Below are 25504 nucleotides of genomic sequence, written 5' to 3' on the forward strand. Positions count from 1 at the left end.
TAATTACGCGGGCCCAAGCAAGTCATTATCAAACTCTTGCCAAATTGCTTTTTTTGTCTGGTCCGGACAACCTAATGAGTTTACTCACCGGCCATCACACAGCGTTAAGCTTGTCTGAAAAACAAAAAATTTGTTTGGATTTTTTAGAAACCGCGTTACAAATTCCTGAGGGGCAGTTTGGTTTTTTAAATCAAACTGTTGCGATACAAGATGGATTGTTATGTGGATGCGTGAGCTACTGGCAAGCACCGATAACCGATTTGTTTAAACAACAAACTTTAGCAAGTTTAATTGTACATTTTGGACCTTTAGAAACTGCCGCCATTCTAAATAATAGTGAAGATCTATCTTATCTAGTGAAAGCGCCAACTTTTCACGATCTTTGTATAGGACACTTGGCTGTTGAGCCCTCAAGCCGCAGACAAGGAATTGCAACCAGTCTTTTGGAACATTGCTCGGAAACGGCAACAAAGTTAGGCAAGACAAAGCTAGTTTTAGATGTAATGGCAGAAAATCAAGCTGCGATTCAGGCATACGTTAAATTTGGCTTTGTACAAAAATCCACATCTCATCCAAGTGAGAAAGGAACAAACTTGGGTTTTTTACCCCACGTTCACATGCAAAAAACTTTAGTGTAAAGTGACCCTAAATTATATAAGCAGCCCAAATATAGAGGTTAAACTGATGAGTGATAATACGGTTAAAATTCCCCAGCAAGCCTTCGATTGGTACGATGAATACGCCCATGGTGATATAGATAGACGGACTTTTTTAACGCGAATATCAAGTTTGGCCGTTACAGGCTTGGCGATATCGACAATTGCTGCTTCTTTAACTCCTAATTATGCAAAAGCCGAGCAAGTTTCATTTAATGATCCTGATATTACAGCTTCATATTTAGAATTTGATTCCCCCCAAGGGCATGGAAAAGGCCGTGGTTATTTGGCTGTGCCCAAAGAGCTCAATGAAAAGACCGGAACCGTATTGGTGGTGCACGAAAACCGTGGTCTTAACCCTTATATCAAAGATGTTGCTCGTCGCTTGGCAAAGTCAGGGTATATCGCATTTGCGCCCGATGCGCTATTTCCCCTCGGCGGTTATCCTGGCAATGATGACGAAGGGCGTAAAATGCAACGTTCCTTGGATAAAGGAAAGGTTGAGCAGGATTTTATTGCGGCCGCTAGATTCTTAAAGATCCATGCGAAAAGCAATGGTAAATTGGGCATAGTTGGTTTTTGTTTTGGCGGATATATTTGCAACATGTTAGCTGGTACTTTGCCTCACTTAGTTGATGCGGCTGTTCCTTTCTACGGGACACCAGCGAAAGACGAGATCGCAGCCAAGGTGAAAGGACCTATAATGATACAATTTGCTGGCTTGGATAAACGGGTCAACAGTAGTTGGCCAGAGTATAAAAAAATACTAGAGTCGAACAATGCAAATTATGTTGCTCATACCTATCAAGGGGTTAACCATGGCTTCCATAATGACTCAACGAGCCGTTATGACCAAGAGGCTGCAGAGTTAGCTTGGCAGCGCACATTGGCTTTTTTTAAGGACTTTTTAGCCTAACTTTTGTGTGGTTCGCTGTCTACTCTGCGAATATCTAGGGTCATGCAAACACTGTGGGGGTCTTCAACGTAATCGGCAAACGGCGAACATTCTATGAATCCGTTTTTCGCGTATAAGGCTCTGGCAGGTGCAAAAAATTCCATGCTACCAGTCTCTAAACTCAAGCGATGATAACCTCGTTGTTTTGCTTCGCGTATCAGATGAGTGAGAATTTTTGCTGCGATCCCTTGGCGTAAAAATGCCTTAGATGTGCGCATTGATTTTATCTCTGCGTGCTTGGCGGATAAGACTTTTAATGCGCCACATCCGGCTAGTTCGTCTTGCTGCCATAATCCCCAGAATGTCAGATCATCGGCATTGAATTTAGATTCATCCAAAGCGTGCACACTCTCTGGCGGTGAATGTTCAAACATTTCTTGATGATGTGCTTTTAAAAGCGCAATCAGCTGAGCAGAAATTGGCTTTTCTAATTTAATTTCCATCCACAAACATTCCCATCAATAGCGAGTTTAATCGAGCCAGTTACCATTTTCATCAGGAACAAACCAAGGTTGAGAAAACCAGTAATATTTACCTGAATAAGTGATACTTGGTGCCGTGCAGTTTACCCGTGAGCGTCCCTTTGGCAGCGGTTTTTCGATTGCATAAGTAAACGAATTGTCTTGCCACTTTACATCTATTGGTTGCCCGCCAAAATAACAGGATAGTTGGCTTGTATGCATGTCGTCCAATTTGACTTTAATGGTTTGTGAAGGTGTTCGTTCGCTAAGACTGAGTTGCGGTTCTGCTCGACTCTTACTGATTATCGGCATATCTAAGCTGTTCATTTTGACTTTCAGTGTTTCGAGGTTTGCGTATATCCCCGCAGCTGGGAAACGCGGCAATGCGCCAAAATCACTGTTTTTAGAAATAGCCCCTGATTGCTGCCCAAATCCGATAAACTCCTTTTTGACAAGCGCTTGACTAAGTGCTTGATTGTATTCGCCGTATGGGTAAGCAACATACTTCAAATCGAAGCCTGCATGATGCTTGATACTCTGCTCGGCCTGTTCAATATTTTCTATGGTTTTATCCAACCAGTCCGGTTGTTGGTTATCAATCAGCAAGTGTTTGTGGATGCGGGTATGGTTAGCGAAGCTGACACCTTGTTTACTCATTTTAGCTATCTGTGGCCAATCAAGTTGGTGATTTTGCTTACCGATTAAGTCGGGGCTAATAAAAATGGTATAGGGAAAACCATATTTCAGCAGAATCGGATGTGCGTTGTCAGCAATATTTTGATAACCATCGTCAAACGTAATAGCAACGGCATTTTCGGGCAATGGCAAGTCATTTTGAATGCTTTCAATCAATGTTTGCAGGGCGATTACATTGTGATTTTTTTGCAGATAAGCCATGTGCTCAGAGAATTTCTCAGGGCTAATTGAGGTGCTCGCTGGCGTGTCTGTACTGACATGGTGATATAGTAGAACAACGCCATGAGACGGCGTTGCGTTAACTGCTTTACTGAAGGCAGAAAATAAAACCCCTCCCAGTACTAAAAAAATGAAATAATACTGTAAATTTATTTGTTTACTTGCTCTGGACCCAATCATTGTCTGATCTTCCAACGTCATCTGCTTCAAAGCCTCTATTCTGGCAAAAATCAGCGCATCTAGAAATGATTGCTTTAATTTTCCCGATGTTATTGGCCAATATTACCGCGCCTTTGATGGGATTTGTAGATATTGCGGTACTTGGGCATATGAATGGAACCCATGTTTTGGCTGGCGCATCCGTTGCTTCACTTATACTAACGCAAATTTATTGGATTTGCGGTTTTATACGCATGTCTGCCACTGGCTTAAGTGCGCAAGCGAAAGGACAAAAGTCGACCCAGGCCAGTTTCAAAGTGTTTTATCAAAGCATGTTCAGTGCTGGCATCATTGCTGTTTTATTGTTGCTACTTCAGCAACCAATTTTAGCTATCGGTTTACACTTTTCAGATGCCAATGAATTGGTTTCTCAAGTCATCGTTGAGTATTTTAATGTGCGTATTTGGGGTGCACCAGCGGCATTAGCTAATTTGGCGTTGATTGGTTGGTTACTTGGCCAACAACGAAATAAATTGGTGATGTACAGCCAAGTATTTGCCAATTTACTGAATATCGGTTTGAACTTACTCTTTGTTTTTGTGTTTGATTGGCACGTTGCTGGAGTCGCAGCGGCTACGGTGATTGCCGAATATTGTATTACTATCATGGGTTTGTTCTTTGTGTTTAGAGCCGACCGTGTTTTACCTAAACGAGAATGGCTAGGATTAAAAAGTTTAGCTATTTTGACCCGTCTTAATAGTGCAATGTTGATTCGAAACTTAGCTTTGCAAGCCTGTTTAGTTTTTATGACCTTTCAAGGTATTCGTTTAGGGGTTCAAACGGCTGCGATTAATGCGCTGTTAATGCAGTTTTTTGTGCTCATCGCTTTAGGGTTGGATGCTGTGGCATTTGCTGTTGAAGCTAGAGTGGGTGAAGCCAAAGGTGCGTCAAACGATAAACTGCTGAAAGCAAATGTCACTTTAGGACTTTTTTGGTCGAGTGCTTTTGCAATACTTTACACCTTAGTGTTTGTTATCTGGGGTAATAATATTATTCAACTGCTCACTGACTTAGAATCCTTGCAAAAGGCGGCGGGAGCGTTTTTGCCTATTATCTGGTTATTGCCATTAGTGGCACATTGGTGCTTTTTAATGGATGGAGTATTTGTCGGGTTGACCCGTGCCAATGCCATGCGTGATAGCATGTTGATTAGTGCGCTATTGGTGTATTTTCCAGTGTGGTGGTTGTGGCAAGATCTAGGGAATTGGGCGTTATGGATAGCCATGCTTGCTTTTCTAGGAGCCAGAGGTATTAGTCTTTCTGGGTATTTCGTTTGGCTTTATCGCTCGCCTTCTCAAACTGACTAAGGGTTTGCGAGAAACGGTTGGCGAATATGCCTAGGTAACCTTTGGCTGCGAAAATCAGACCCAACGCCAATAATAAAACGCCGGGTATCTGTAACCAAATCCACAGTTTTAAGCCGCCGAAAATGCAAATAACCCCAGCAATAAAAACAGTTAGGCCGATTTTAAAATCAGCCCAACTTTTGTGGGGATTACTGCCCATTTTATACAGCCAGTTTTTAAGCATTATCCAGCGTTAAAAATGTGAAGTGCTATTTTTAGTAATATGAGTGTTCGCCGGCAGTATGCTCAGTCGCATCTTTGACAGCAGTTATCTCACCGGAAAAAGCTTCTAACATTTGCTTTTCAATGCCATCTTTGAGAGTAACATCAACCATTGAACAGCCATTACAGCCACCACCAAATTGCAATATGGCTTCACCTTTATCAGTGATCTCCATCAACATAACTTTGCCGCCGTGGCTGGCTAATTGTGGATTTATTTCCGCTTCAATCATATAACTGATGCGTTCAGCTAAGGGCGCATCACTGTCAACTTTGCGGGCTTTTGCATTTGGTGCTTTCAAGGTAAGTTGAGAGCCCATCTGGTCTGTTACAAAGTCAATTTCAGCTTCTTCTAAAAATGGTGCACTTTCTTGATCAACGACTGCGTCAAAACCATTAAATGTAAGCAATATATCGGTTTTTTCGACGGCATCCGGTGGACAATAAGAAACACCACATTCCGCACTTGGCGTGCCTGGATTGACTACGAATACACGAATATTTGAATCAGGTTCTTGTTTTTCAAGCAGTTTAGTGAAGTGAGCTTGTGCACTTTCAGAAATATTAATCATCAATCATTCCTGATGCTTATAAAATTAGGCGAACAGTTTAACAGAAATACCTGAGTAAAACACTCAAGTAATGTGATTCTGTTATGAAATTTTTAACTATCAAAGAATTGAGGCATACTGTACACCAAACAAGGTGTTCTACTACTTTAGTAGAAGCTGAGTGAGTTTTAAACCTTACTGGTTAGTCAAAATAATAATTAAATCTACTTTAAAGAGTTTTATATGAATTTAAAGCGTTATTGCGCCACTGTACTTTTTTTGTTTTTATCGTTTTCAGCTTCCGCTTTGACTGACTTAGATTATCTTCCAAAAGCCGTTAGTTATGACACGAATATTCCCAAACCAGCTGATATCTTAGGTACTCCTGTAGGAACTTGGCATGCAAGACATGATCAAATAGTTCGCTATATGGAAGTGTTGGCTGAAACGTCCGATCGGGTTAGTTTAACTGACACCGGTAGAACCCATGAAAATCGCCGTCTGCTGTTAATGACTATCACCTCTGCTGATAACCAAAAAAATATAAAAGACATCCAGAAACGTCATTTACAAGTGATTGAGCAAGGGGCCAAATCAAACAGTAGCGACCCGCTGGTACTTTGGATGGGTTACAGTGTTCACGGTGACGAATCGTCAGGTTCCAATGCATCTTTACTAGTCGCTTACTACTTGGCGGCAGCACAAGGGCCTGAAGTAGATAAATTATTAGAAAATAATGTGGTGTTGCTAGACCCATCTATTAACCCTGATGGTTTAGCGCGATTTGCTCATTGGGCGAATATGCATAAAAGTCAAAACCTTGTATCTGATCCAAATAGTCGAGAGCTAAGTCAACGATGGCCTAGAGGCAGGGTAAATCACTATTGGTTTGATTTGAATCGTGATTGGTTATTGCTGACCCATCCTGAATCTCGTGCGCGTATCAAGCAGTTTCAACAATGGCGTCCCCATGTATTAACTGACTTTCATGAAATGGGATCTAACAGCACTTTCTTTTTCCAACCAGGTATTTCGTCGCGCAAAAACCCTTGGACACCAGAACAAAACGTCAAGCTCACCGAGGCCTTGGCCAATTTCCATGCGGCTGCGTTAGATGACAGCAAACAGTTGTATTTCACTCAAGAAGCCTATGATGACTTCTACTACGGGAAAGGTTCAACTTATCCCGATGCGCTAGGATCTATAGGTATTTTATTTGAGCAAGCCAGTAGTCGTGGGCATTTACAAGATACCGTAAATGGACCTCTTGCATTCTCAGATACGATTCAAAACCAGGTCACTACTTCGTTATCTACCTTCAAAGGCGCACTTGCGAATAAACAAGCGCTTATTGAGTATCAGTCTAGTTTCAATCAAGAAACCAAAGAATTGATTAAAGATGATCGAGTAAAAGGCTATTTAATCAGCGAAAGTCATGACAAAAGTCGCTTTAATGAGCTGATGAAGATACTACAGCAACATAAAATTGAACATTATCCATTAAACAAAAATGCTGAAATAGATGATCTGACTTATCACTCAGTGGACAGCATATTTGTGCCAACGGATCAGCCGAGATACCGTTTGGTTAAATCGATATTCTCCACTCGTAAACGTTTTGTCGATAATACCTTTTACGATGTTTCCAATTGGAATTTACCCTTAGCTTTTAACCTTCAATACACTGAAGTAGACAAAGGCGACTTCCGAAAACTCTCTTATGCTGATAAGCAAGCTGAATTGAGAGTAGATAAATTACCAGCCTTGAAATCGGGGGCTTATGCATATGGCTTCAGTTGGCAAGATTACAAGGCGCCTAAATTACTGCAGCGGTTATTGCAAAGTGGCATAAAAGTCCGTGCCGCAGAAACGGCATTTTCGGCGAAAACCAGTAGTGGAACCATTAGCTTTTCATCAGGTTCAATCGTCATACCTACAGGGCTTAATCAGCCAGACGATATGTTTGCAAAAATTCAATCCTTATCTACCGAGCTGAATATACCTGTTTGGTCAATTGAAAGTGGTTTAACAGGCCAAGGTATTGATTTAGGAAGTTCTAAAATGGCCCCGGTTACCTTGCCTAAAGTGATGATTGTTGGCGGTTTAGGTGTCAATCAATATGAAGCAGGTGAAACTTGGCATTATTTAGATACTCGAGTGGGAATGCCTGTATCTATTATTGATATGGACCGTCTATCTGGATTAGATATGTCTAGTTACACTCACATGATATGGGTCAGTGGAAAATACTCAAAATTGCCAGACGATGTCATTGAGAAAGTCGCCGAATGGGTTGATCAAGGCGGAGTGTTAATTGGTCAACAATCTGGAACTAAATTTTTAAGTGATAATGGCTGGTTAAAAGCCAATTTCATGAAAAAATCGGAAATACAGGATGCCTTCAATGCTAGTAATCTTAGTTTTGCTGACAGAGAAGCATTTGCTGCAAAACAACGTATTGCAGGGGCTGTATTCGAAACTAAACTAGATATTAGTCATCCCCTTGGGTTTGGTTATAGCCGAGCGTTATTACCGGTGTTTCGCAATACTACTGACATACTCATGATGCCCGACAAACCCTTTATTACCGTCGCTCAGTACGCCGAAAAGCCATTAATGGCTGGATATGCCTCTGATGAGATGCAAGATCTTATATCCGATTCAGCTGCCATCGTTGCTCATCGATTTGGCAAGGGGCGAGTCATTGGATTTGTGAATAATCCCAATTTCCGTGGTGTTTGGTACGGGACTAGCCGACTAATGGGGAACGCAATTTTCATGTCCGGATTTATTGATTAATTTAAGATTAGTCAGGTTTATTATTTTTCGGAGTAATGCAAATTGACCACGCGTCAATTTGCATTTGCGGATATTCGCTGCGAATAGCTTCGGCAGCAGAACTCAAGGTTGCTCCCGTTGTTACAACATCATCAAACAAAGCAATATGATTAACCTGCTTCGTTAATGGCTGATTAATCGCAAATGCATCTTTAATGTTTTTTTGTCGTTGCTGCGCTGTCAATTCGGTTTGTGCTAAGGTTTTTTTCGGTCGCGCTAGGGTATCGGTTAAACAGGGGATGCCGCTTTGTTTAGCTATTTCTAACGCAATTATGGCGGCTTGATTATACTTTCTTTGCGCTAACCTAGATGTGTGCAGTGGAATAGGAATAATTGCTTGTGGTAACTGGGATTGTGGTGGCCTAGCGTGCGCACAGAATAATTGTGCTAAGCCTCTGGCATGGATGCTTTTGTTGTGAAATTTTAACTGGGTTATTAAGTTTGAGAGCGGCCATTGGTATTCGGCAAGTGCAGTTAAACTGTCGAAATTTGCAGAAGATAATCCTAAACACACTGCAACATTGTTTAGTAGGTCGAATTGGTATTTTTCAAGCTCGAAATATGTAATATCACTATCGCAATAATCGCAGATTAAATATCCACTAGGTTGGTGACATAAAACACAGTGCTGATTTAGTTCCAACCAAGTTGTTACTTTTTTACTAAAATTGCGCCATTTGCTAATATTTGCTGACGTAAAGTAAAAGTGACTTAGTCCCATAAAATTCCTTATTAAATGAGAGCCCAATGAGCAACTCCCTTTTTTTTGAAACTCGTGGACAAGGTCCCAATCTAGTCTTACTACATGGTTGGGGGCTCAACAGCGGTGTGTGGGAACCTATTAGCCACATTTTGGAACAATATTTTCGTATCACTCTGCTTGATTTGCCTGGTTTTGGGCGCAATGCAGATGTATTACCGGCTCAATATGACTTAGATTCAGTTTGCAGTATGGTTGCTGATTGCATCCCGGACAAGTCTAGTTTTATCGGTTGGTCTCTTGGCGGTTTAGTCGCTCAACAACTTGCCATTAGCCGACCTGAACAATGCGAAAATTTAGTGCTAGTGGCTAGTTCGCCAAAATTTTCCGAAGCACAGGGGTGGCCCGGAATAAAAGCAAATGTTCTACAGGCATTTACACGTCAACTGGAACAAGACTTCAGTAAAACACTCGACCGATTCATGGCGATTCAAGCGATGGGAAGTGAATCTGCTAAACAGGATATAAAATTAATCAAATCACATATTCAGCAATATCCGATTCCAGATGATATTGCGTTACGGGCAGGGCTAAGTATTCTAGCTAACACAGATTTAAGAGCACAAGTAGGTGGTATTAAGTGTCCTACGTTTCGCCTGTATGGACGCCTCGATAGTTTAGTGCCAGCCAAAGCGATCCCTCTCATTGAGAATTCGCAATTGTCTGATTTTACGCATGTTTTCCCCCATGCTTCCCATGCGCCTTTCATTTCCCATCCGGATGAGTTTATTGCTATTTTGTTTAAATGCTTAAACATAACGAGCTAGGTTTCCAATTTAATTGGAATAGGCTATAATTTGCACAGGTAATGGGGGTTATCTATGGCATTTGATGTAAGCAATAATGTGAATTCAGCGATCATATCTGGGACGCTTGGGTTGAACCGTGCGCAGCAAGGTATCACTGAGGCTTCGCTGAGTATTGCGCAAAGCAATAGTCAAGCTCAAACGCCGCAAGACGTGTTAGCTAATGCTGCAACTCAGCAGTTAGGCCAAGTTAGTCAACTACTGCCTACTGGCGGCGACTCCTTGACTGATAACTTACTTTCCCTTCAAATTAATAGTCGCAATGCTTTGGCATCTGGCAAAGTATTGGAAGTGGCCAATGATACGGTCGGTCGTATCATTGATGAGTTGGCTTAGGGCTCAAGGCCGTTTCTGATGAATATTGTCACCCCAACTCCAACAGCAATATTATTCCCCACGAATAATGTCAGTACTGATGCTGCTCGGCGCGACAATCAACAACGAGAAACCATCCCGCAAACTAGTAATGCAGAAAATTCTGCGGCTGAAAGTGGATTGGGCTCGGAGTCAGACCGTGTTAAAACCCCCAGTCAGCAAGTTCAGGTCACCTATGAGCGACCTCAAGCACAACAAAATAATCAAACACAAAATGACCGCACACAAGAAAATTTAGCTGACAAAGATAATGCTGAAGATCCTAGTGCGGGCAAAGAAGATGCTGAAAGCAAACAGCAACAACAACAATTAGCAGATCAACAAGAGATAGAAGAACTTAAAAGCCGTGATGCCGAAGTACGTTCACATGAACAAGCACATGCGGCAGTGGGTGGGCAATATGCTGCATCACCTACCTATGAATATGAAAATGGACCTGATGGCAATCAATATGCTGTTGGGGGGGAAGTGTCTATCGACATTTCTGAGGAAGATACCCCAGAAGAAACCATCCGCAAAATGCAGCAAGTACGGGCTGCTGCGCTGGCTCCAGCTGATCCTTCCGCACAAGATTTACGAGTTGCTAGTGAAGCAACTAAGATAGCGACGGAAGCACGTTCTGATATTGCGCGAGAAAAAGCAGAGAGTGCTAAACAAGCCGTCACTAACAATATAGAACAACAGCTAGGCGACTCGTTAAATTCACAGGGTATTGAGTCTGCGGAAAACCCTATTGCCGCAAACACCCCAAATTTAGATGAAATTGTGGATGGGTTTGCAGCTGAACCACCCACTCGCTCGCTGGACCAAAGTGCCGATGTTGCTAGCTTAGAGCAAAACCGTGAACGTCTTGAAAATAGAGATAGCGGAATTTTACAGCGGGTATCGGTTATTGAAAATTTTTATCAGAAAGTATCTGAACCTCGATCTTCACAATTGCAATTTAGCGCCTAGTCTTTTTGAAAAAGTAAGTGTTCACTTACTTTTATATTCTTTGTTTATCTAACCTCACAATATCCGGCTACTGATCCATACAATACTTTTGTTGTCAGTTTCCTCGCACACAAGTATCACCCTATGTGTGAGGACAACCTTAACAATTAGCAATTAAGATCAAAAACCTTACTTTTGTTTCGCTTTAGCAAACGCATCCGCAAAGGCGTTACCCATGGCAGCATTACCTTGGGCGGGGGATTTTTTGCGATGATTATCTCGGCCTTGGTTTTTAATCGGCTTGGCGTGTTTATGGGTGCCTCTATTGTCGGCTTTTGAATGATTGTCTCTAGCCCCTTGAGGTTTGGCAGTGTTGTCATCTAACTTCATGGTGAAAGCAATTCGCTTACGCTGCTCATCCACTTCAATGACTTTGACCTTAACGATGTCACCAGCTTTTACCACTTCTCTGGGATCAGAAATAAACTTGTTAGTCATAGCGGAGATGTGTACCAAACCATCTTGATGCACACCTACATCGACAAATGCACCGAAATTAGCAACATTGCTGACTACACCCTCTAAAATCATGCCTTCTTTCAAGTCAGATATTTTTTCAACACCCTCTTTGAATGCAGCGGTTTTAAACTCAGGACGGGGATCGCGACCGGGCTTCTCAAGTTCGGCGATTATATCGGTGACTGTGGGTAAACCGAAATTCTCGTTGGTATAGGTCTCGGGAGATAACGCTTTAAGAACTTCTTTGTTGCCAATCAGGTCGTTCACTGCGCAAGCTGTTCTATCCACGATTTCATTCACCACAGGGTAAGCTTCAGGGTGCACCGCTGAGGCATCTAATGGATTGCTGCCGTTAACGATTCTTAAGAATCCAGCTGCCTGCTCATAGGCCTTTGGGCCCAATCTTTCAACATTCAATAAATCTTTTCGTTGGGTAAACGCGCCATGTTGATCACGAAACATCACTATATTTTGCGCTAACGTCCGGTTCAAACCAGATACATGAGATAAAAGTGCGGGAGATGCGGTGTTCACATCGACGCCTACCGCATTTACACAATCTTCAATAACATGCTCTAGAGATTTACCAAGATTACTCTGGCTAACGTCATGCTGGTACTGACCTACTCCGATCGCTTTAGGCTCAATTTTCACAAGCTCAGCCAATGGATCTTGTAGTCTGCGAGCGATGGACACTGCCCCACGCAAGGATACGTCCATCCCAGGTAGCTCCTGAGACGCCAACTCAGATGCAGAATAAACCGAGGCGCCAGCTTCGCTGACAACAATTTTACGTAGGTTTAATTCTGGCGCTGATTTAATCAGCTCCGCCACAAGTTTGTCGGTTTCCCTTGAGCCTGTGCCGTTGCCAATACTGATTAGCTGGACTTTATACTGTTTGCATAAGTTGGCTAGTGTACGTAACGATTTGTCCCACTGATTTTGCGGTACATGTGGAAATATTGTGTTTGTCGCTACAACTTTACCTGTGGTATCTACTACAGCGACTTTTACACCCGTTCGTAAACCTGGATCTAAACCCATAGTGACTTTAGCGCCCGCCGGAGCGGCCATTAATAAGTCATTTAAATTACGAGCAAAAACACCAATAGCTTCTTCTTCAGCTTGTTCTCTGATGGCACCAAACAATTCAGATTCCATATGCAATTGGATTTTTACTTTCCACGTCCATTGCACAACAGTCGCTAACCATGCATCGGCAGGCTTACCATTAAATTGCAAATTCAAATGCTCGCGTATGATACTTTCGCAATAAGCACTGCGGTCGTTTTCTTCCCGTTGCGGATCTGCATCAAGGTTGACTTGAAGTAACCCTTCATTGCGCCCACGAAACATGGCTAGAGCTCGATGTGAGGGGACTTTACTGATTTTTTCGCTATGTGCAAAATAATCAGAATATTTAGCTGCTTCTTTTTCTTTACCACTGACCACAGTACTTCGGATATGTGCATTTTGCTGTAAATAGCGACGCACTTTTTGCAGTAACGCAGCATCTTCAGAGAAGCGTTCCATTAAAATATATTTGGCACCGTCTAATGCACTTTTTACATCCGCGACACCGGCCTCTGGATTGACGAAACTCTCAGCTTCTGTTTCTGGACTGAGTTGTTGATTAGCAAACAGCTTGTCGGCTAATGGTTCTAAACCTGCCTCTATGGCAATCTGCCCTTTGGTGCGTCGTTTCGGTTTGAATGGTAAATATAAATCTTCCAATTCGGTTTTATTTTCAGACGCCCGTATCTTTTGACTCAACTCTGGCGTTAATTTGCCCTGCTCATCAATAGATTTCAGGATCACCACCATACGCTCCTGCATTTCGCGTAAGTAGCCTAAACGTTGCTCTAACGCTCTTAACTGCGCGTCATCAAGGCCAAAGGTGGCTTCTTTTCTATAACGAGCTATAAACGGTACTGTTGCACCGCCGTCTAATAATTCAACAGCAGCGTTAACTTGTTTCTGCTCAACGCTGAGTTCGCTAGCAATTTTTTCGATGATCATACAAGACCCTTGATAAGGCGTTATCGCCTTGGAAAACTGAAAATAGGCTAATTAGAGCCCAAAAATAAACAGCCGCAACTTTAACAGTGCAGCTGAAGATAAAAAACACTTAACCGTGGTTATTTTTCATATTCAATACTTTTTATTAACCAATTGAACTCACCGGCCTCGGTGCGCACGGTTGCTTCCTCGTCAACTTCCTTCTTCAATAATGCTCGCGCCATGGGAGAGTCGATGGAAATACAATCTTTACGGGAAAAGATTTCGTCGTAGCCGACAATTTGTAAGCGTAAGGTTTTGTCGTCTTCATTTTCTATTTCCACCCAGGCACCAAAAAATACTTTGCCTTCTTGCTGTGGTGAATAGTCGACTACTTTTAAATGTTTGAGACTTTTTGTGAGATAGCGAATGCGTCTGTCAATTTCTCGCAAACGTTTCTTATTGTACTGATAATCGGCGTTTTCACTGCGATCACCTAAGCTTGCGGCCCAAGTTACCTTTTTCGTTGTTTCAGGACGCTCTACTCGCCATAAGTGTTCGAGTTCATTCTGTAATTGTTGGTAACCCTTGCGGGTAATTAACGGGGTTCTCAAGCAAAAAACCTCTTTTTTATTAAACACTGTTGTGGATACAAAGACTTAGCCAATAGTTGCCAAGTAGTGATCTAACTATAAATTATAACTGCTGTTTTATTAGTCAAAAACGTTCCAAGAAACAGCTAAATTTTGCATGAAAAAAAACAAAATTGGACTATCATTAAACATAGTTAAGCGACGCACTGAAGCGTAAAGTAAATCGTAAAAAAATGTCGTCTTAACCTGCGCTGTAGCTGGCTTTTCTACCGAGTATGTTACAGTGTTTTGTTATATAACGTAAATAAATCGAAGGTGACTTTTTAAGGAGGCCTATCGGTAATAAAAACGTCGGCAATGAACATCAATCCTGTTCAGCCGTGTATACAATTAGGTAGTACAATTTAATTACAAACCCGGGTTTATTTCGGGCCTTAAGGTCGACTAGAAAGACCAATAAAAAACGTGGAACTAGGTACAGCAAGGATCACGCTGATAGCAAAAAATAAAGCCGGAAGTCAAAATGACTTCCGGCTTTTTTATGTATTTAACCTAATAGGAATATTCTATTATTCAACGGCTTCTTTATTTAAGATATCCAGCAACTCAACTTCGAAAATAAGTGTTGAGTTTGGTGTGATTTTACCTGTAGCACGTTCGCCATAAGCAAGTTCTGATGGAATATAAAATTTATATTTAGAACCAACAGTCATTAACTGCACACCTTCAGTCCAACCAGAAATCACACGGTTAAGTGGGAAAGTAGCAGGTTCACCTCGGCTATAAGACGAATCAAATTCAGTACCATCTAATAAAGTACCACGGTAATGTACTTGAACAGTATCTTCAGCTGAAGGGCTATCGCCTTCTGAGGAAATCAGAACTTCATATTGTAAGCCTGACTCAGTCTCAGTGACGTTTTCTTTCTTGGCATTTTCAGCTAACCACTGTTTGCCTTTTTCGATATTTTTCTCTGCTAGTAGCAATTGACCTGCTTGCATTGCTTTATCAATGTCTGCATTCAATTTTTGAATTTCGCCTTGTTCCAATTGAGATTGTGCTTGCATGGCTGCTGCAAAGCCTTTCAAAATTAGTGCTCTATCAAGTTCAACGCCCATACTTTCTTGAGCGGCTAAACGTTGCTCAACAAAACCACCTACGCTTGCGCCAAACGCATAAGCCTGTTCTTCTTCTGCGGATGTGAATTTAACTTCTTCAATCTGTAACGGGTCGGCTTTTTGTTGACAAGCAGTTATGCCGAAAACAGAAGCGACGACAAATGCAATAGCTGCCTTTTTCATTCAATTTCTCCAAAATTTCTAAAAATCAATTTGCTTATTTCCACAAGCAAAAAGTCCAAATGCGTCTTTTAAAAGTTGGGCAGAAGTCCAACGTCCTCAAAAATATTTGCGGGGCAGTTTAAATCTATCTGGATAAACTTGCTAGCAACAAACGACAGGAAAACAGATGCAATAACCACTATATTGTAAGCTATTAACCTTACCTATCGTTGTGAAACGCGCATTTTAAGGTGACTTGGGTATATACTAAACGAACTGACCTAATACACAAACTTGAATAGACAGTATGCACAAAACTGTGGACCGAATAATTTTGCAAAACCGATTTAAATTAATTTGGATAGTCTGTATTTTTGCACTGAGCGCATGCAGTGGCGTGATCAGTGAGCCTGATAAATCTATTCGACATGCTATTGAAGGCACTTATGCGGCAGATATTTCTGCGGATAGTAAGTTGGCGGTAGTCTCTACAGCACAACAGGGAATTCTAGTTTGGGATTTAGTTGAACAAACAGAAAAATATAAGTGGAGTCACCAAGAAGAAGGCCATGTTAATAATACCGTTGGCATAGTGCATATAGCTGCTGATAGCAGTTATGTGGTGACCGCCGATAGAGAAGCTTTTGCACTTTGGAATCTATCCACTGGTGAACCTGAAGGTTTTTGGCGAATAGATGAAGCAAGTGTTCGCGATATTGCTGTGAGCAACAATGGCCGTGGTGTTTTAGTCGGTCGAGGTAACGGAAAAGCCATGTTTTTCGAACCTGCCACAGGACGCCGCCTCGAGTTTCTAGGACACCAAGAAAAAATAAATAGTGTTGATATTTCGCCAAATGGGTTTTACGCACTGACCGGTGGCAACGACTATGTTGCCTACCTGTGGGATACTCGCAGCGGGCAAGTGATACACCGTTTCACTCATTCAAGTCGCGTCACTAAGGTCGCGTTAGATGATTTAGGTCGTTATGCATTCACCGCAGACAGCAAGCGCGGGGCAAGAATTTGGAACGTGCAAACAGGTGAAGAGATAAGTCAATTATCTTATATACAGCGCCAAAAAATATTCAGTGTCGCCACGTTTTCCGAAGACGGAAAATATTTAGCCACAGGATCACCAGGCAGAGCGTTAAACCTTTGGTCAGTGGAGACCGGCAGTGAAGTACAAGAGTGGCGTGTCACCCCTAAGGAGGGTACACAACCACAAAGTGCAGTAGTGTATGCTGTGAGCTTCAATCAAAATAATCAGCTATTATCTGAAAGTAGCAGTGGGCTGGCCGAGTATTGGCCATTTGAACAGGAAGATTAGTAAAACAATGAGTACCGATTTACACAGTGAAATAGCGCATCTGCAAACGCAGTTAGCGTTTCAAGAAGACACCATAGAACAACTTAATAAAGCGCTCGCAGATCAGCAGATTCAAATTGATAGAATGGCATTTCAATTGAAACACATGACCGAAAGAATGAAGCAGATTGAGCCGTCAAATATTGCTGATTCCAGTGAAGAAGCACCGCCACCTCATTATTAGAGTTGCCTATCAACAAGGTTCGTTGTTGCGCTGATTATCGAATCTTGTTTACCTCACTTTCTAACTAATTCTCGATTTCCCTCAAGCCAGTTTGCTGAACAACATTGGCTTGTTAGGTGATTTACTTAAGTACGTAAATGCACCAGACCATGTTACTAACTTCACATGCCGCGAAGTTAACTTGTTTATGCTCTTACCCGTAAGATGTAGAGCCGCATAATCAGGGATTGAGTTGAATGTTGTGGATGAGGAGCTTCGAATTTAGTGTGCTGCGACGATTGCCACTGCTGCTTTCAAGTCTCTACACCCTCGACCTTTTGGTTTGACCTTCCAAACCTATCTCGTGGAATTCGCAATTTTCCATAGGTAGCTAATCGCGAATATGCGTTTAAGGTTTGAAAACACCAATCACGCTTTCATTTTGCCGTTTGGCTGAGTCAACTTGCTTTTCAGTTTGTGATTCTGTGTAGTCACATTCCACACAGGCGAGCTTTTCGACATTGTTTTCGAAAAACAGCATTATTGTATCTTGCGCTTTACACTTTGGACATATAGCACCGGCGACAAAGCGTTTCTTAGTTTTGTTAGTCATTGATATCTGCTACTTGAATGGAATAATTAGCTTTTCAGTTGTGCACAAACGCGCAATTTCAAGCGGTATAAGTATATAATACGCCAATTCAACTAATTTGATTAGTATTCTTCGTAAATGATTCAAATTTCAGATCTGATTTTATTGCGAGGCAGTAAAGTCCTCCTCGAACACGCATCTGCGACTATTTATCCAGGCCACAAAGTGGGGCTTATTGGTTCTAATGGCTGTGGTAAGTCTAGCTTATTTGCCTTGCTGCGACAGGAGTTACATCCTGATGCGGGGGATTGTCAATTACCCAAAAATTGGCAAATTGTGTCAGTGGCCCAGGAAACTCCAGCGTCAAATCGCAGTGCGATAGATTACGTAATTGATGGTGATTTGCTATATCGACAATTACAACAGAAGTTGGCAACGGCTGAAGAAAATCATGATGGTGAAAAAATTGCCTTGCTACATGGTCAATTGGAACACGCTGGGGCTTATGATATCGAATCTCGAGCCGCGACCATTCTGGCTGGCCTAGGTTTTAGTCACCAACAAATTACAAAACCAGTCACTGACTTTTCAGGTGGCTGGAGAATGCGTCTTAACCTTGCTCAAGCATTGCTATGTCATTCTGATTTGCTGCTACTTGATGAACCTACCAACCACTTGGATTTAGATGCGGTTATTTGGCTAGAAAGATGGCTAACAAGATATACAGGAACATTGATTCTTATATCACATGATAAATCTTTTCTTGATAATACGGTGAACGAAATACTCAGTGTGGAAAGCCAAAAGCTGATTAGTTACACCGGAAACTATGCGTCTTTCGAGCGTCAGCGTGCAGAACGATTACGCCTACAAGATTTGGAATATCAAAAGCAACAAGCGAAAGTCGCTCATCTTGAATCATTCATTAATCGCTTCAAAGCTAAAGCTAGTAAAGCAAAGCAGGCGCAAAGTCGGATTAAACAATTAGAGAAAATGGAAGATTTGCTGCCAGCCCACGCGCAATCGCAGTTTTCATTTGAGTTTTTTGCCCCTCCTAAATTACCTAATCCATTGGTAAAAATGGAACAAGTGCAAGTGGGTTACGATGACACTGTGATTATTGATAGTTTACATCTGAATTTGGTCCCAGGCAGTCGAATTGGATTGTTAGGACGAAATGGCGCAGGTAAATCGACCTTAATTAAATTGTTGGCAAACGAAAAAACGCCAATGAGCGGTGAATATATGACATCTGCGGGGCTGAGCATTGGCTATTTTGCACAGCATCAGCTTGAATTTTTGCGACCTCAAGATAGTGCGTTAGATCATCTTTATCGACTCGATAAACTTGCCCCTGAACAGGCATTACGGGATTTTTTAGGCGGCTTTGGATTTCATGGTGATCAGGCATTAGGAAAAGTTGAGCCTATGTCTGGTGGCGAAAAAGCGCGTTTGGTTCTCGCCTTATTGGTGTATCAAAAACCGAATCTTTTGTTATTGGATGAGCCTACCAACCACTTGGATCTTGAAATGCGCCATGCTCTTAATATCGCGTTGCAGAGCTTTGAAGGGGCAATGGTGTTAGTTTCTCATGATCGTTTCCTACTCACTTCAGTTTGCGATGATTTTTATTTAGTGGATAGCGGCAAGGTGCAGCCCTTTGATGGTGATCTAGAAGACTATCGTGATTGGTTATTAAAGGATGCTAGCCAGAAAAGCGCGAATAAGAATATAGATTCTTCAACGGTTAAACCTGTAGAGAACAAATTTGATCGGAAGAACACAAAGCGACTAGAAGCTGAGTTTAGGCAAGCTACACAAGGATTGCGTAAAGCAATTCAAAGCGCCGAAAAGAAGATGAATCAGTGTTCTGAGAAGCTTGCAAAAGTCGAGTCGGAACTCACTGATGTTGATCTCTATCTTGATGAAAACAAGGCTAAATTGAAACAGTTGTTACTTGAGCAGGGCAATATAAAAGGAGACTTAGAAGAGGCCGAAATACTGTGGATGGAGGCTCAAGAAGAGCTCGAATTAAAACAACAGGAATTTGATGAACAACAACTGGTTAGCTGAGGATTTTTGGCAGTTTTCTTTACGTCATTATGCTAAATCGGAAGTAAAACGTTTAACTCTGCATCTGCAGAATGAATATTCTATGAACGTAAATCTGCTGCTAATATGTGCATATCTCGATACCCATAATCGACAGGTAAGCTCATCTCAATTTGTTGAGTTATCAGAATTTATTGCCCCTTCAGTCGCACAAGTGGAAACCATTAGGCGTTTACGAATAGATGCCAAAACGAACAAGCCAAATACTTACGCAAAACTGTTAGAGCAGGAGTTGGAAGCTGAAAAACAACAACAAACACTGATTATCAGTTTTTGCAATCAGCATAATCTAGATGCCAAAAGAAAATCTAATTTTTACCATTATTTAGACTCCCTTGAATCCCTAGATACTGCTGATTTAAAGTGTATAGTGGAACAACTGGCCGCCACAATTTCTAGTAATCAAACTAATCTTGAGATATGAACGATAAATATAAATTTGCCACCGAAGCGAATAAAAATAGAATAAAACGAAGTGATTTCAAAGCGCCGTTTTGGGCTAAAAACCGTCATGTTCAAACGTTATGGCCAAGGTTTATTCAGCGTCGTCGTCCTTTAGCTTTACGGGTAGAAAAACTGAAACTGCCTGACAGCGATAGCGTAAAAGTGGTTTGGGGGCAGCCAGAATCACAGGAAAATAACAAAGGGATTGCGGTGCTATTTCATGGTTTAGAAGGCTCTGTGAAATCTCATTATGCCAATGATCTTATGGCTGAATTGCAGTCTCAAGGTTGGCAAACCGTGTTAATGCATTTTCGTGGTTGTGGAGGTGAGCTGAATACCACGCCTCGCGCTTATCACTCAGGTGAAACTGAAGATGCTAGTTACTTTATGGCTTGGTTGGATAAAAAATTTCCTGATTTACCTAAAGTGGCAATCGGATTTTCATTGGGTGCCAATATGCTACTCAAGTTCTTAGGGGAAACGCCGGCGCAAAAATTTTTAAAAGCAGCGGTAGCCGTTTCTACACCATTTAAATTGGCTGAATGTGCTGACAGTATTAACCATGGCTTTTCTAAAGTGTATCAACGCTATTTGCTAAAAAGTATGGTGAAAACCCTACGTTCAAAAATGCGACTTATTGACTATAAAGGTTTGATTCCCATTGATGATAAAAAAGTTGCCAAATTGGCAAACTTTAGAGATTTTGATCAAAATGTTACCGCGCCATTACACGGCTTTGCTGATGCCGAAGATTATTACCAAAAGTGCAGTGCAATTAGTTTTCTCAAGCATATTGAAACCCCCACCTTGGTTCTCCATTCTATTGATGACCCCTTTATGAATGAGGCGGTTTTACCTAAAGAACACGAGCTTTCTGACGCGGTTCAATTGGAGTTGAGTGACACCGGCGGGCATGTGGGATTTTTACAAGGTACTCCTTGGAAGCCCAACATATGGTTCCATAAACGTATTTCTGATTTTATTGCGCCCTTTTCAATACACAAAGGTGTTAAAGAATGATTATTCCTTTAAGTGACATTGCTCCAGAAACCTTGAACAATTTAGTTGAAGCCTTTGTTCTTCAAGAAGGAACCGATTACGGCGAAATGGAATATGATCTTGAACAAAAAGTTAATCACGTCATGATGCAACTTAAGTCGGGGCAAGCTTTTGTACAGTATTCTGAATTACACGAAAGCGTGAATATTGTGACCAAGGAGCAGATCCAAAATTAGATTGTAGGCGGGAGCGTTTGCCCCGCGCTTGGGATTGTTTTTGTCTTATCTTTTCACGGGATAAATCCGGTGCTACAGGTTTTTAGGCGGGAGCGTTTGTCCCGCGTTACAGGTGACTATTGATTGAATGTCACAGAAAACGTCATTGGAACGGTTAACCCGATACTCTTTAGGCCCGCAAGTTCTTGTAGCTTAGCAATGCCAGGATCTAAATCATGGTTTGCTGCTTTAATTAGAACCGGCTTAACCGTTGTAGCGTGGAAGCTATCATCATCATCTTTGCTAATGTTTATTTCAACGCTATAAGGAGCAGACTTGCCTTTGATCGTAATATTCGTATCAAGGGTCACCATTGCTGATGTTCCTGCACTCATGCCCATCACTGATTCGGGTAGTTGAGCTGTGATCGTTGCCTCTGGAGTATTTTTCACATCAAAAAGATATGTCTGCATACGCTCGTTACGAATGGCTATATTGGTTTCTACTGAACTCAATTGCACCGCTGCTTGAAGCTGGCCGGAATCACTTAGTTTGCCAGATAGTTTGGTAAAATTATGAATTTCGCTGATGTGCTCATTCTTTGTGGAGATAAAGTTCACTGTTGATGAATCATTATCAAGGGTCCAACTTGCGTGGGAAAATGACCCAAATGCCGCACAGCATATGGCAAAACTTATAAGACTATGTGTTCTCATTTGCTATTCCTTATTTATATTCGACTATTTCTTGCCAATTTACCTGATGATCCCCTAAAACAACGAAGTCTGGATTATCAGTCGTATCTCGTCGGTTATAAGTAAGTGGTAGGAAGTTAGCTGAAAGTATACAGCCACCGGCTTCTTCTACAATACATTGTGAAGCACCGGTATCCCATTCACCAGTCACTCCAATTCGTAAAAATACGTCTGCTTTCCCCTCTGCAATAAAGCAGGCTTTAAGGGAACAACTACCTAAGGGTAGTGTTTGATATGAACGCATATCGCTCATATGGTTCATTATTCTTTCCCGCGGCTGACGTCGGCTAATGGCGATCATTACTACGTCTGTCTTAGGCTCTTCAAATTTACGTACATGGATCTGTTTATTGTTTTCTAGTGAGCAAGATTTATAAGCGCCATGTCCTTTGCTGGCGAAATACAGTGTTTCTCCAGCCGGCCAATAGATAACTCCTAACACAGGTTCATTGTCTTCAATTAACGCTATATTGACTGCAAAATCGCCACTGCGTGCTATGAATTCTTGAGTGCCGTCAATAGGATCAATTAACCAGTAGCGCTGCCAATGTTTGCGCTGTGCCAAGTCACCGTTATTGGTTTCTTCTGACATTATTGGAATGTCGGGGGTTTCTTTTAACAAAATATCCATGATAATTTCATTGGCTTTGTAATCTGCAGAAGTAACTGGAGATTCGTCTTCTTTTTCATATGCTTTGAAGTCGCCACTATCATAGATTTTTAAAACTTCTTCGCCCGCGGTTTTAGCCGCAAATTTAGCTATTTCTAACAAATTTTTTCGAGGGTCTACAGCCATTATTTTTCCCCTGATGAATTTTTTGCCAAATATTTTTGTACTAAAAATAAAGCCGCGATACAGCGAGCCTCGATAAAATCGTCACGTGCCAGTAAAGCGTCTAGCTCGTGTATAGACCATGGAATGACCTCTAAAGGTTCTGGTTCATCCCCTTCTAAACGGCATTCATATAGATCTTGAGCTAATAAAATATTCATTTTCGCATCAAAAAATGTCGGAGCCATACTGACAGTATGCACCTCTTTTAACACGTTCGCGCCATATCCAGCTTCTTCTTTTAACTCTCTATTACCAGCTTCAAGAGCTGACTCGCCAGGATCAATTAAGCCTTTAGGGAAGCCTAATTGATAAGAGTGGGTACCAGCAGCGTACTCTCTGATAAGCAAAAGGGTTTCAGAATCGATGAAAGGGACTATCATTACTGCACCACTGCCTGAACCAGCCATCCTTTCAAATTGACGGGTTGCGCCATTCGAAAATTCAAGATCTATGCGTTCGACACGAAATAAACCGCTTTTGGCGACGATTTCTCGTTGATGAATTTGGGGCAGTGTTTTATTCGGGTCTATTTTATTCATTTACCTATCACGTTAAACTACGGCAGTTCCATTATTCAGGAACTGCACTTTATACTACATTTTGCCTTACTTTAACTCATGGATCACTGACTTGCCAATGTTGCCCTGGAACCAAATTAGAACTGTTTTACTCGATATGGATGGAACCCTGCTCGACTTGCACTTCGACAACCATTTTTGGATGGAAGTTGTACCGCAAAAGATAGCACAAAAAAAAGCCATCAGTCTCGAAAAAGCAAAAGAATATATTCACCTTGAATACCAAAAGGTGATGGGAACGATAAACTGGTATTGTCTTGATTATTGGGCGGAAAAGCTCGATATGGATATTATTGAGGCAAAACGACAAATTAAACATTTGATCAGTATGCGTGAAGACACTTTGCCATTTCTCGACGCTTTGCATAACAGTGGCAGACAAGTTGTGCTAGTAACTAATGCGCACCCGGGAAGCTTGTCACTAAAAATCGAGCAGACTCAATTGGATAGTCATATCGACACCTTGATTTCTACCCATGAATTTGGGGTAACAAAAGAATCTCAGCTGTTGTGGCAAAAATTACAGAAACGCTTGGGGTTTGATGTGCAAAGTACTTTGTTCGTCGATGATAGTGTACCGATTTTACATGCAGCTAAAGAATTCGGGATTGCTCACTTGTTAGCTGTTGAGAATCCAGATAGCCAAGGTGAAATCCGCAATATTGATGAGTTTACGAGTATTCAAGATTACCGATTCTTAATCGATGATATTAACAACAACCCGATAAAATAAATCGCGAAAGGAAGGTCGATAGAGGGAACTTATGCTCCCTCTGTTCCTAAAATTTTATTTTATAAAACCCTTGTTTGTCGGGACGGCCAAAGAACTGAGCGGCATCCCTAACTTGTTTGGGTAAACTATCGTCGGGTTTGAACTGACCATTTAATTTTACTTTTAATGTGCTTGGAATCCGAGCATCAGCGGTTAAATTAAATACATTGGGTGGGGTGATTTTGACTAGAATATCATCCTCAATGCAACTTAGATTTGCTTGAAAGTTACCTAAACTCAAAGGTTCACTAAGCCCTACCAAGCCTTCTAACCCCGCATTCAACCATTGGCCTTTGCCGGATAAACCAATACATTTTCCAGCATAATCTAGTTCGGTTAAAGAGACTTTAAAGCGGCCTCCTGCGTTTACTGCTATTGGTAAGGGGGCTTGGGCAATAGCCATATCTGCCGGTAAATACACAGTTAAATCGGAAGATTGAACATGGCTTGGGTCGAACATATCAATGCTAACGATGCCTTGTAATGAGACTTTGTCACTTGAGCGTAAATCCCCGCCATCTATGTCTAGCGTCATTTGGCCAAATAACAAATCCCAAAATGACACCTGCCAGCTAACATCTTCAATGGTAATGTTATTAACACTGATAATACTAGCTGAGGCATTCCATATCGTTCCTTGCACACCTTCAATGCTCAGATCATTGGATTGGTTAGCGCGGTAAATAACTTGGCTAGCGGGTAACTTAATAATGAGTAAAATCAAAAAGGCTAAAATGCCTAGAAGACTCCACTTAACAACTTGCTTCATGATTTTCCTAACTGCAAACTTCTGACTTTTACCATTCCTGACACGTTGGCTTCCGCTAAATCAACATTGATGATGCGGATCCCAAGATTTTCCATACTTTGTAACCAACTCACCACATCGTTAAAGGGGGCTTGGTCTACCCATACCTTTAACTCTTCGCCTTGAGGCTGCATTCTAGAAATTGCTATTTTCACCCGCCCAGCAGTTTGATTGACTGCTTGGGGTAACGAGCCTGAAAACACAGATGCATTACCATTTCCGCTGCGCATTTGGATTGCACGATTTGCATTTTGCTTAAACCATATTAGGTCAGCTTGTTTAGTCGCGACTAACTTGCTTTGAGTTTGCAAAGAATTGTCAATAGGGGCCCACACCAAGTAGTAAAATAGGGCGATTATTAATAACAAACCCGACACTACGACTAAAATTCTTTCGCGCTCTGATAGCTGATTAAATTTATCCAACAAATCTTTCATA

28 protein-coding genes are annotated in these 25504 nt (G+C 41.6%); 14 read left to right on the forward strand and 14 right to left on the reverse strand.

Annotation, left to right across the window (positions count from 1 at the left end; translation table 11 throughout):
- The first annotated feature begins 74 nt into the window (after positions 1-74).
- On the forward strand, positions 75-638 hold the full coding sequence (locus tag KO530_RS07440) for a GNAT family N-acetyltransferase (RefSeq protein ID WP_216047785.1): 564 nt from the start codon (positions 75-77) through the stop codon (positions 636-638).
- 46 nt (positions 639-684) lie between these two features.
- On the forward strand, positions 685-1572 hold the full coding sequence (locus KO530_RS07445; protein ID WP_216047786.1) for a dienelactone hydrolase family protein: 888 nt from the start codon (positions 685-687) through the stop codon (positions 1570-1572).
- Here KO530_RS07445 and KO530_RS07450 read toward each other — a convergent pair.
- The gene (locus KO530_RS07450; RefSeq protein WP_216047787.1) at positions 1569-2054 is read right to left on the reverse strand and encodes a GNAT family N-acetyltransferase; all 486 of its coding nucleotides are present in this window, start codon (positions 2052-2054) and stop codon (positions 1569-1571) included. The genes KO530_RS07445 and KO530_RS07450 overlap by 4 nt on opposite strands.
- A 27-nt stretch (positions 2055-2081) precedes the next feature.
- On the reverse strand, positions 2082-3167 hold the full coding sequence (locus KO530_RS07455; RefSeq protein ID WP_216047788.1) for a polysaccharide deacetylase family protein: 1086 nt from the start codon (positions 3165-3167) through the stop codon (positions 2082-2084).
- Here KO530_RS07455 and KO530_RS07460 point away from each other — a divergent pair.
- Positions 3167-4513, forward strand: a complete 1347-nt coding sequence (locus tag KO530_RS07460) for an MATE family efflux transporter (RefSeq protein ID WP_252728974.1) — start codon at positions 3167-3169, stop codon at positions 4511-4513. The two genes, KO530_RS07455 and KO530_RS07460, sit on opposite strands and share 1 nt — an antisense overlap.
- Here the strand turns inward: KO530_RS07460 and KO530_RS07465 are convergent.
- Together KO530_RS07465 and nfuA are read right to left on the reverse strand one after the other, a co-directional pair.
- Complete coding sequence (locus tag KO530_RS07465; RefSeq protein ID WP_216047789.1) at positions 4458-4736, reverse strand: hypothetical protein; 279 nt, start codon at positions 4734-4736, stop codon at positions 4458-4460. The two genes, KO530_RS07460 and KO530_RS07465, sit on opposite strands and share 56 nt — an antisense overlap.
- 31 nt (positions 4737-4767) lie before the next feature.
- Positions 4768-5346, reverse strand: a complete 579-nt coding sequence (gene nfuA / locus KO530_RS07470; RefSeq protein WP_216047790.1) for a Fe-S biogenesis protein NfuA — start codon at positions 5344-5346, stop codon at positions 4768-4770.
- A gap of 222 nt (positions 5347-5568) precedes the next feature.
- Between nfuA and KO530_RS07475 the strand changes: the two genes are divergently transcribed.
- A complete protein-coding gene (locus KO530_RS07475; RefSeq protein ID WP_216047791.1) occupies positions 5569-8124 on the forward strand; it encodes a M14 family metallopeptidase in 2556 nt (851 codons plus the stop codon).
- 7 nt (positions 8125-8131) lie between these two features.
- Here the strand turns inward: KO530_RS07475 and KO530_RS07480 are convergent, their stop codons facing one another.
- Positions 8132-8884, reverse strand: a complete 753-nt coding sequence (locus KO530_RS07480) for a ComF family protein (protein ID WP_216047792.1) — start codon at positions 8882-8884, stop codon at positions 8132-8134.
- Positions 8885-8910: 26 nt separating this feature from the next.
- On the opposite strand from KO530_RS07480, the gene bioH reads away from it, so the two are divergent.
- The 3 genes from bioH to KO530_RS07495 are packed head-to-tail and all read left to right on the forward strand — an operon-like array spanning position 8911 to position 11058.
- On the forward strand, positions 8911-9690 hold the full coding sequence (gene bioH / locus KO530_RS07485; RefSeq protein ID WP_216047793.1) for a pimeloyl-ACP methyl ester esterase BioH: 780 nt from the start codon (positions 8911-8913) through the stop codon (positions 9688-9690).
- 54 nt (positions 9691-9744) lie between these two features.
- Positions 9745-10065 carry a hypothetical protein gene (locus tag KO530_RS07490; RefSeq protein ID WP_216047794.1) on the forward strand — a complete coding sequence of 107 codons (321 nt, stop codon included), beginning with the start codon at positions 9745-9747 and terminating at the stop codon, positions 10063-10065.
- 18 nt (positions 10066-10083) lie between these two features.
- A complete protein-coding gene (locus KO530_RS07495; RefSeq protein ID WP_216047795.1) occupies positions 10084-11058 on the forward strand; it encodes a putative metalloprotease CJM1_0395 family protein in 975 nt (324 codons plus the stop codon).
- 168 nt (positions 11059-11226) lie between these two features.
- Here KO530_RS07495 and KO530_RS07500 read toward each other — a convergent pair whose 3' ends face one another.
- The 3 genes from KO530_RS07500 to KO530_RS07510 form a co-directional block, all read right to left on the reverse strand.
- A complete protein-coding gene (locus KO530_RS07500; RefSeq protein ID WP_216047796.1) occupies positions 11227-13575 on the reverse strand; it encodes a Tex family protein in 2349 nt (782 codons plus the stop codon).
- A 119-nt stretch (positions 13576-13694) separates the two neighbouring features.
- A complete protein-coding gene (gene greB / locus KO530_RS07505; protein ID WP_216047797.1) occupies positions 13695-14168 on the reverse strand; it encodes a transcription elongation factor GreB in 474 nt (157 codons plus the stop codon).
- Between the two features lie 548 nt (positions 14169-14716).
- The gene (locus tag KO530_RS07510; protein WP_216047798.1) at positions 14717-15448 is read right to left on the reverse strand and encodes an FKBP-type peptidyl-prolyl cis-trans isomerase; all 732 of its coding nucleotides are present in this window, start codon (positions 15446-15448) and stop codon (positions 14717-14719) included.
- Positions 15449-15734: 286 nt separating this feature from the next.
- On the opposite strand from KO530_RS07510, the gene KO530_RS07515 reads away from it, so the two are divergent.
- Both KO530_RS07515 and KO530_RS07520 read left to right on the forward strand, forming a co-directional pair.
- Positions 15735-16754, forward strand: coding sequence for a WD40 repeat domain-containing protein (locus KO530_RS07515; protein ID WP_216047799.1), 1020 nt, complete (start codon positions 15735-15737; stop codon positions 16752-16754).
- Between the two features lie 7 nt (positions 16755-16761).
- Positions 16762-16977 carry a SlyX family protein gene (locus KO530_RS07520; protein WP_216047800.1) on the forward strand — a complete coding sequence of 72 codons (216 nt, stop codon included), beginning with the start codon at positions 16762-16764 and terminating at the stop codon, positions 16975-16977.
- 388 nt (positions 16978-17365) lie between these two features.
- Here KO530_RS07520 and KO530_RS07525 read toward each other — a convergent pair whose 3' ends face one another.
- Positions 17366-17569 (reverse strand): YheV family putative zinc ribbon protein, encoded by a 204-nt coding sequence (locus KO530_RS07525; RefSeq protein WP_216047801.1) that lies wholly within the window; start codon positions 17567-17569, stop codon positions 17366-17368.
- A 117-nt stretch (positions 17570-17686) separates the two neighbouring features.
- On the opposite strand from KO530_RS07525, the gene KO530_RS07530 reads away from it, so the two are divergent.
- From KO530_RS07530 to KO530_RS07545, 4 genes are read left to right on the forward strand one after another with little or no spacing between them, the layout of a single operon-like run.
- On the forward strand, positions 17687-19621 hold the full coding sequence (locus KO530_RS07530; RefSeq protein ID WP_216047802.1) for an ATP-binding cassette domain-containing protein: 1935 nt from the start codon (positions 17687-17689) through the stop codon (positions 19619-19621).
- On the forward strand, positions 19599-20084 hold the full coding sequence (locus tag KO530_RS07535) for a TIGR02444 family protein (protein ID WP_216047803.1): 486 nt from the start codon (positions 19599-19601) through the stop codon (positions 20082-20084). The genes KO530_RS07530 and KO530_RS07535 overlap by 23 nt, the downstream gene beginning before the upstream one ends.
- Complete coding sequence (locus KO530_RS07540) at positions 20081-21124, forward strand: hydrolase (RefSeq protein WP_216047804.1); 1044 nt, start codon at positions 20081-20083, stop codon at positions 21122-21124. The genes KO530_RS07535 and KO530_RS07540 overlap by 4 nt, the downstream gene beginning before the upstream one ends.
- The gene (locus KO530_RS07545) at positions 21121-21339 is read left to right on the forward strand and encodes a YheU family protein (RefSeq protein WP_216047805.1); all 219 of its coding nucleotides are present in this window, start codon (positions 21121-21123) and stop codon (positions 21337-21339) included. The genes KO530_RS07540 and KO530_RS07545 overlap by 4 nt, the downstream gene beginning before the upstream one ends.
- Before the next feature lie 116 nt (positions 21340-21455).
- Here KO530_RS07545 and KO530_RS07550 read toward each other — a convergent pair whose 3' ends face one another.
- Genes KO530_RS07550 through nudE form a run of 3 tightly spaced genes read right to left on the reverse strand, consistent with a single transcriptional unit; the run spans position 21456 to position 23447 of the window.
- Positions 21456-22034, reverse strand: coding sequence for a YceI family protein (locus tag KO530_RS07550; protein ID WP_216047806.1), 579 nt, complete (start codon positions 22032-22034; stop codon positions 21456-21458).
- A 10-nt stretch (positions 22035-22044) separates the two neighbouring features.
- Positions 22045-22869 (reverse strand): 3'(2'),5'-bisphosphate nucleotidase CysQ, encoded by an 825-nt coding sequence (gene cysQ, locus KO530_RS07555; RefSeq protein WP_216047807.1) that lies wholly within the window; start codon positions 22867-22869, stop codon positions 22045-22047.
- On the reverse strand, positions 22869-23447 hold the full coding sequence (gene nudE, locus KO530_RS07560) for an ADP compounds hydrolase NudE (RefSeq protein ID WP_216047808.1): 579 nt from the start codon (positions 23445-23447) through the stop codon (positions 22869-22871). The genes cysQ and nudE overlap by 1 nt, the downstream gene beginning before the upstream one ends.
- 91 nt (positions 23448-23538) lie before the next feature.
- On the opposite strand from nudE, the gene yrfG reads away from it, so the two are divergent.
- On the forward strand, positions 23539-24219 hold the full coding sequence (yrfG, locus tag KO530_RS07565; protein WP_216047809.1) for a GMP/IMP nucleotidase: 681 nt from the start codon (positions 23539-23541) through the stop codon (positions 24217-24219).
- A 46-nt stretch (positions 24220-24265) separates the two neighbouring features.
- On the opposite strand, the gene KO530_RS07570 is transcribed toward yrfG, so the two are convergent.
- The gene (locus tag KO530_RS07570; protein WP_216047810.1) at positions 24266-25027 is read right to left on the reverse strand and encodes a type II secretion system protein N; all 762 of its coding nucleotides are present in this window, start codon (positions 25025-25027) and stop codon (positions 24266-24268) included.
- Positions 25024-25503, reverse strand: coding sequence for a type II secretion system protein GspM (gene gspM / locus KO530_RS07575; protein WP_216047811.1), 480 nt, complete (start codon positions 25501-25503; stop codon positions 25024-25026). Before gspM ends, KO530_RS07570 begins: the two co-directional genes overlap by 4 nt.
- Position 25504: the final 1 nt, after the last annotated feature.

The sequence above is a fragment of the Aliiglaciecola lipolytica genome (assembly GCF_018860635.1).
Lineage (GTDB): Bacteria > Pseudomonadota > Gammaproteobacteria > Enterobacterales > Alteromonadaceae > Aliiglaciecola > Aliiglaciecola lipolytica_A.

Bases quoted from the DNA above. Each gene is read 5' to 3' on its own strand.
- KO530_RS07440 (WP_216047785.1), top strand. From the start codon at position 75: ATGAGTTTACTCACCGGCCATCACACAGCGTTAAGCTTGTCTGAAAAA.
- KO530_RS07445 (WP_216047786.1), top strand. From the start codon at position 685: ATGAGTGATAATACGGTTAAAATTCCCCAGCAAGCCTTCGATTGGTAC.
- KO530_RS07450 (WP_216047787.1), bottom strand. From the start codon at position 2,054: ATGGAAATTAAATTAGAAAAGCCAATTTCTGCTCAGCTGATTGCGCTT.
- KO530_RS07455 (WP_216047788.1), bottom strand. From the start codon at position 3,167: ATGATTGGGTCCAGAGCAAGTAAACAAATAAATTTACAGTATTATTTC.
- KO530_RS07465 (WP_216047789.1), bottom strand. From the start codon at position 4,736: ATGCTTAAAAACTGGCTGTATAAAATGGGCAGTAATCCCCACAAAAGT.
- nfuA (WP_216047790.1), bottom strand. From the start codon at position 5,346: ATGATTAATATTTCTGAAAGTGCACAAGCTCACTTCACTAAACTGCTT.
- KO530_RS07475 (WP_216047791.1), top strand. From the start codon at position 5,569: ATGAATTTAAAGCGTTATTGCGCCACTGTACTTTTTTTGTTTTTATCG.
- KO530_RS07480 (WP_216047792.1), bottom strand. From the start codon at position 8,884: ATGGGACTAAGTCACTTTTACTTTACGTCAGCAAATATTAGCAAATGG.
- bioH (WP_216047793.1), top strand. From the start codon at position 8,911: ATGAGCAACTCCCTTTTTTTTGAAACTCGTGGACAAGGTCCCAATCTA.
- KO530_RS07490 (WP_216047794.1), top strand. From the start codon at position 9,745: ATGGCATTTGATGTAAGCAATAATGTGAATTCAGCGATCATATCTGGG.
- KO530_RS07495 (WP_216047795.1), top strand. From the start codon at position 10,084: ATGAATATTGTCACCCCAACTCCAACAGCAATATTATTCCCCACGAAT.
- KO530_RS07500 (WP_216047796.1), bottom strand. From the start codon at position 13,575: ATGATCATCGAAAAAATTGCTAGCGAACTCAGCGTTGAGCAGAAACAA.
- KO530_RS07510 (WP_216047798.1), bottom strand. From the start codon at position 15,448: ATGAAAAAGGCAGCTATTGCATTTGTCGTCGCTTCTGTTTTCGGCATA.
- KO530_RS07515 (WP_216047799.1), top strand. From the start codon at position 15,735: ATGCACAAAACTGTGGACCGAATAATTTTGCAAAACCGATTTAAATTA.
- KO530_RS07520 (WP_216047800.1), top strand. From the start codon at position 16,762: ATGAGTACCGATTTACACAGTGAAATAGCGCATCTGCAAACGCAGTTA.
- KO530_RS07525 (WP_216047801.1), bottom strand. From the start codon at position 17,569: ATGACTAACAAAACTAAGAAACGCTTTGTCGCCGGTGCTATATGTCCA.
- KO530_RS07530 (WP_216047802.1), top strand. From the start codon at position 17,687: ATGATTCAAATTTCAGATCTGATTTTATTGCGAGGCAGTAAAGTCCTC.
- KO530_RS07535 (WP_216047803.1), top strand. From the start codon at position 19,599: ATGAACAACAACTGGTTAGCTGAGGATTTTTGGCAGTTTTCTTTACGT.
- KO530_RS07540 (WP_216047804.1), top strand. From the start codon at position 20,081: ATGAACGATAAATATAAATTTGCCACCGAAGCGAATAAAAATAGAATA.
- KO530_RS07545 (WP_216047805.1), top strand. From the start codon at position 21,121: ATGATTATTCCTTTAAGTGACATTGCTCCAGAAACCTTGAACAATTTA.
- KO530_RS07550 (WP_216047806.1), bottom strand. From the start codon at position 22,034: ATGAGAACACATAGTCTTATAAGTTTTGCCATATGCTGTGCGGCATTT.
- cysQ (WP_216047807.1), bottom strand. From the start codon at position 22,869: ATGGCTGTAGACCCTCGAAAAAATTTGTTAGAAATAGCTAAATTTGCG.
- nudE (WP_216047808.1), bottom strand. From the start codon at position 23,447: ATGAATAAAATAGACCCGAATAAAACACTGCCCCAAATTCATCAACGA.
- KO530_RS07570 (WP_216047810.1), bottom strand. From the start codon at position 25,027: ATGAAGCAAGTTGTTAAGTGGAGTCTTCTAGGCATTTTAGCCTTTTTG.
- gspM (WP_216047811.1), bottom strand. From the start codon at position 25,503: ATGAAAGATTTGTTGGATAAATTTAATCAGCTATCAGAGCGCGAAAGA.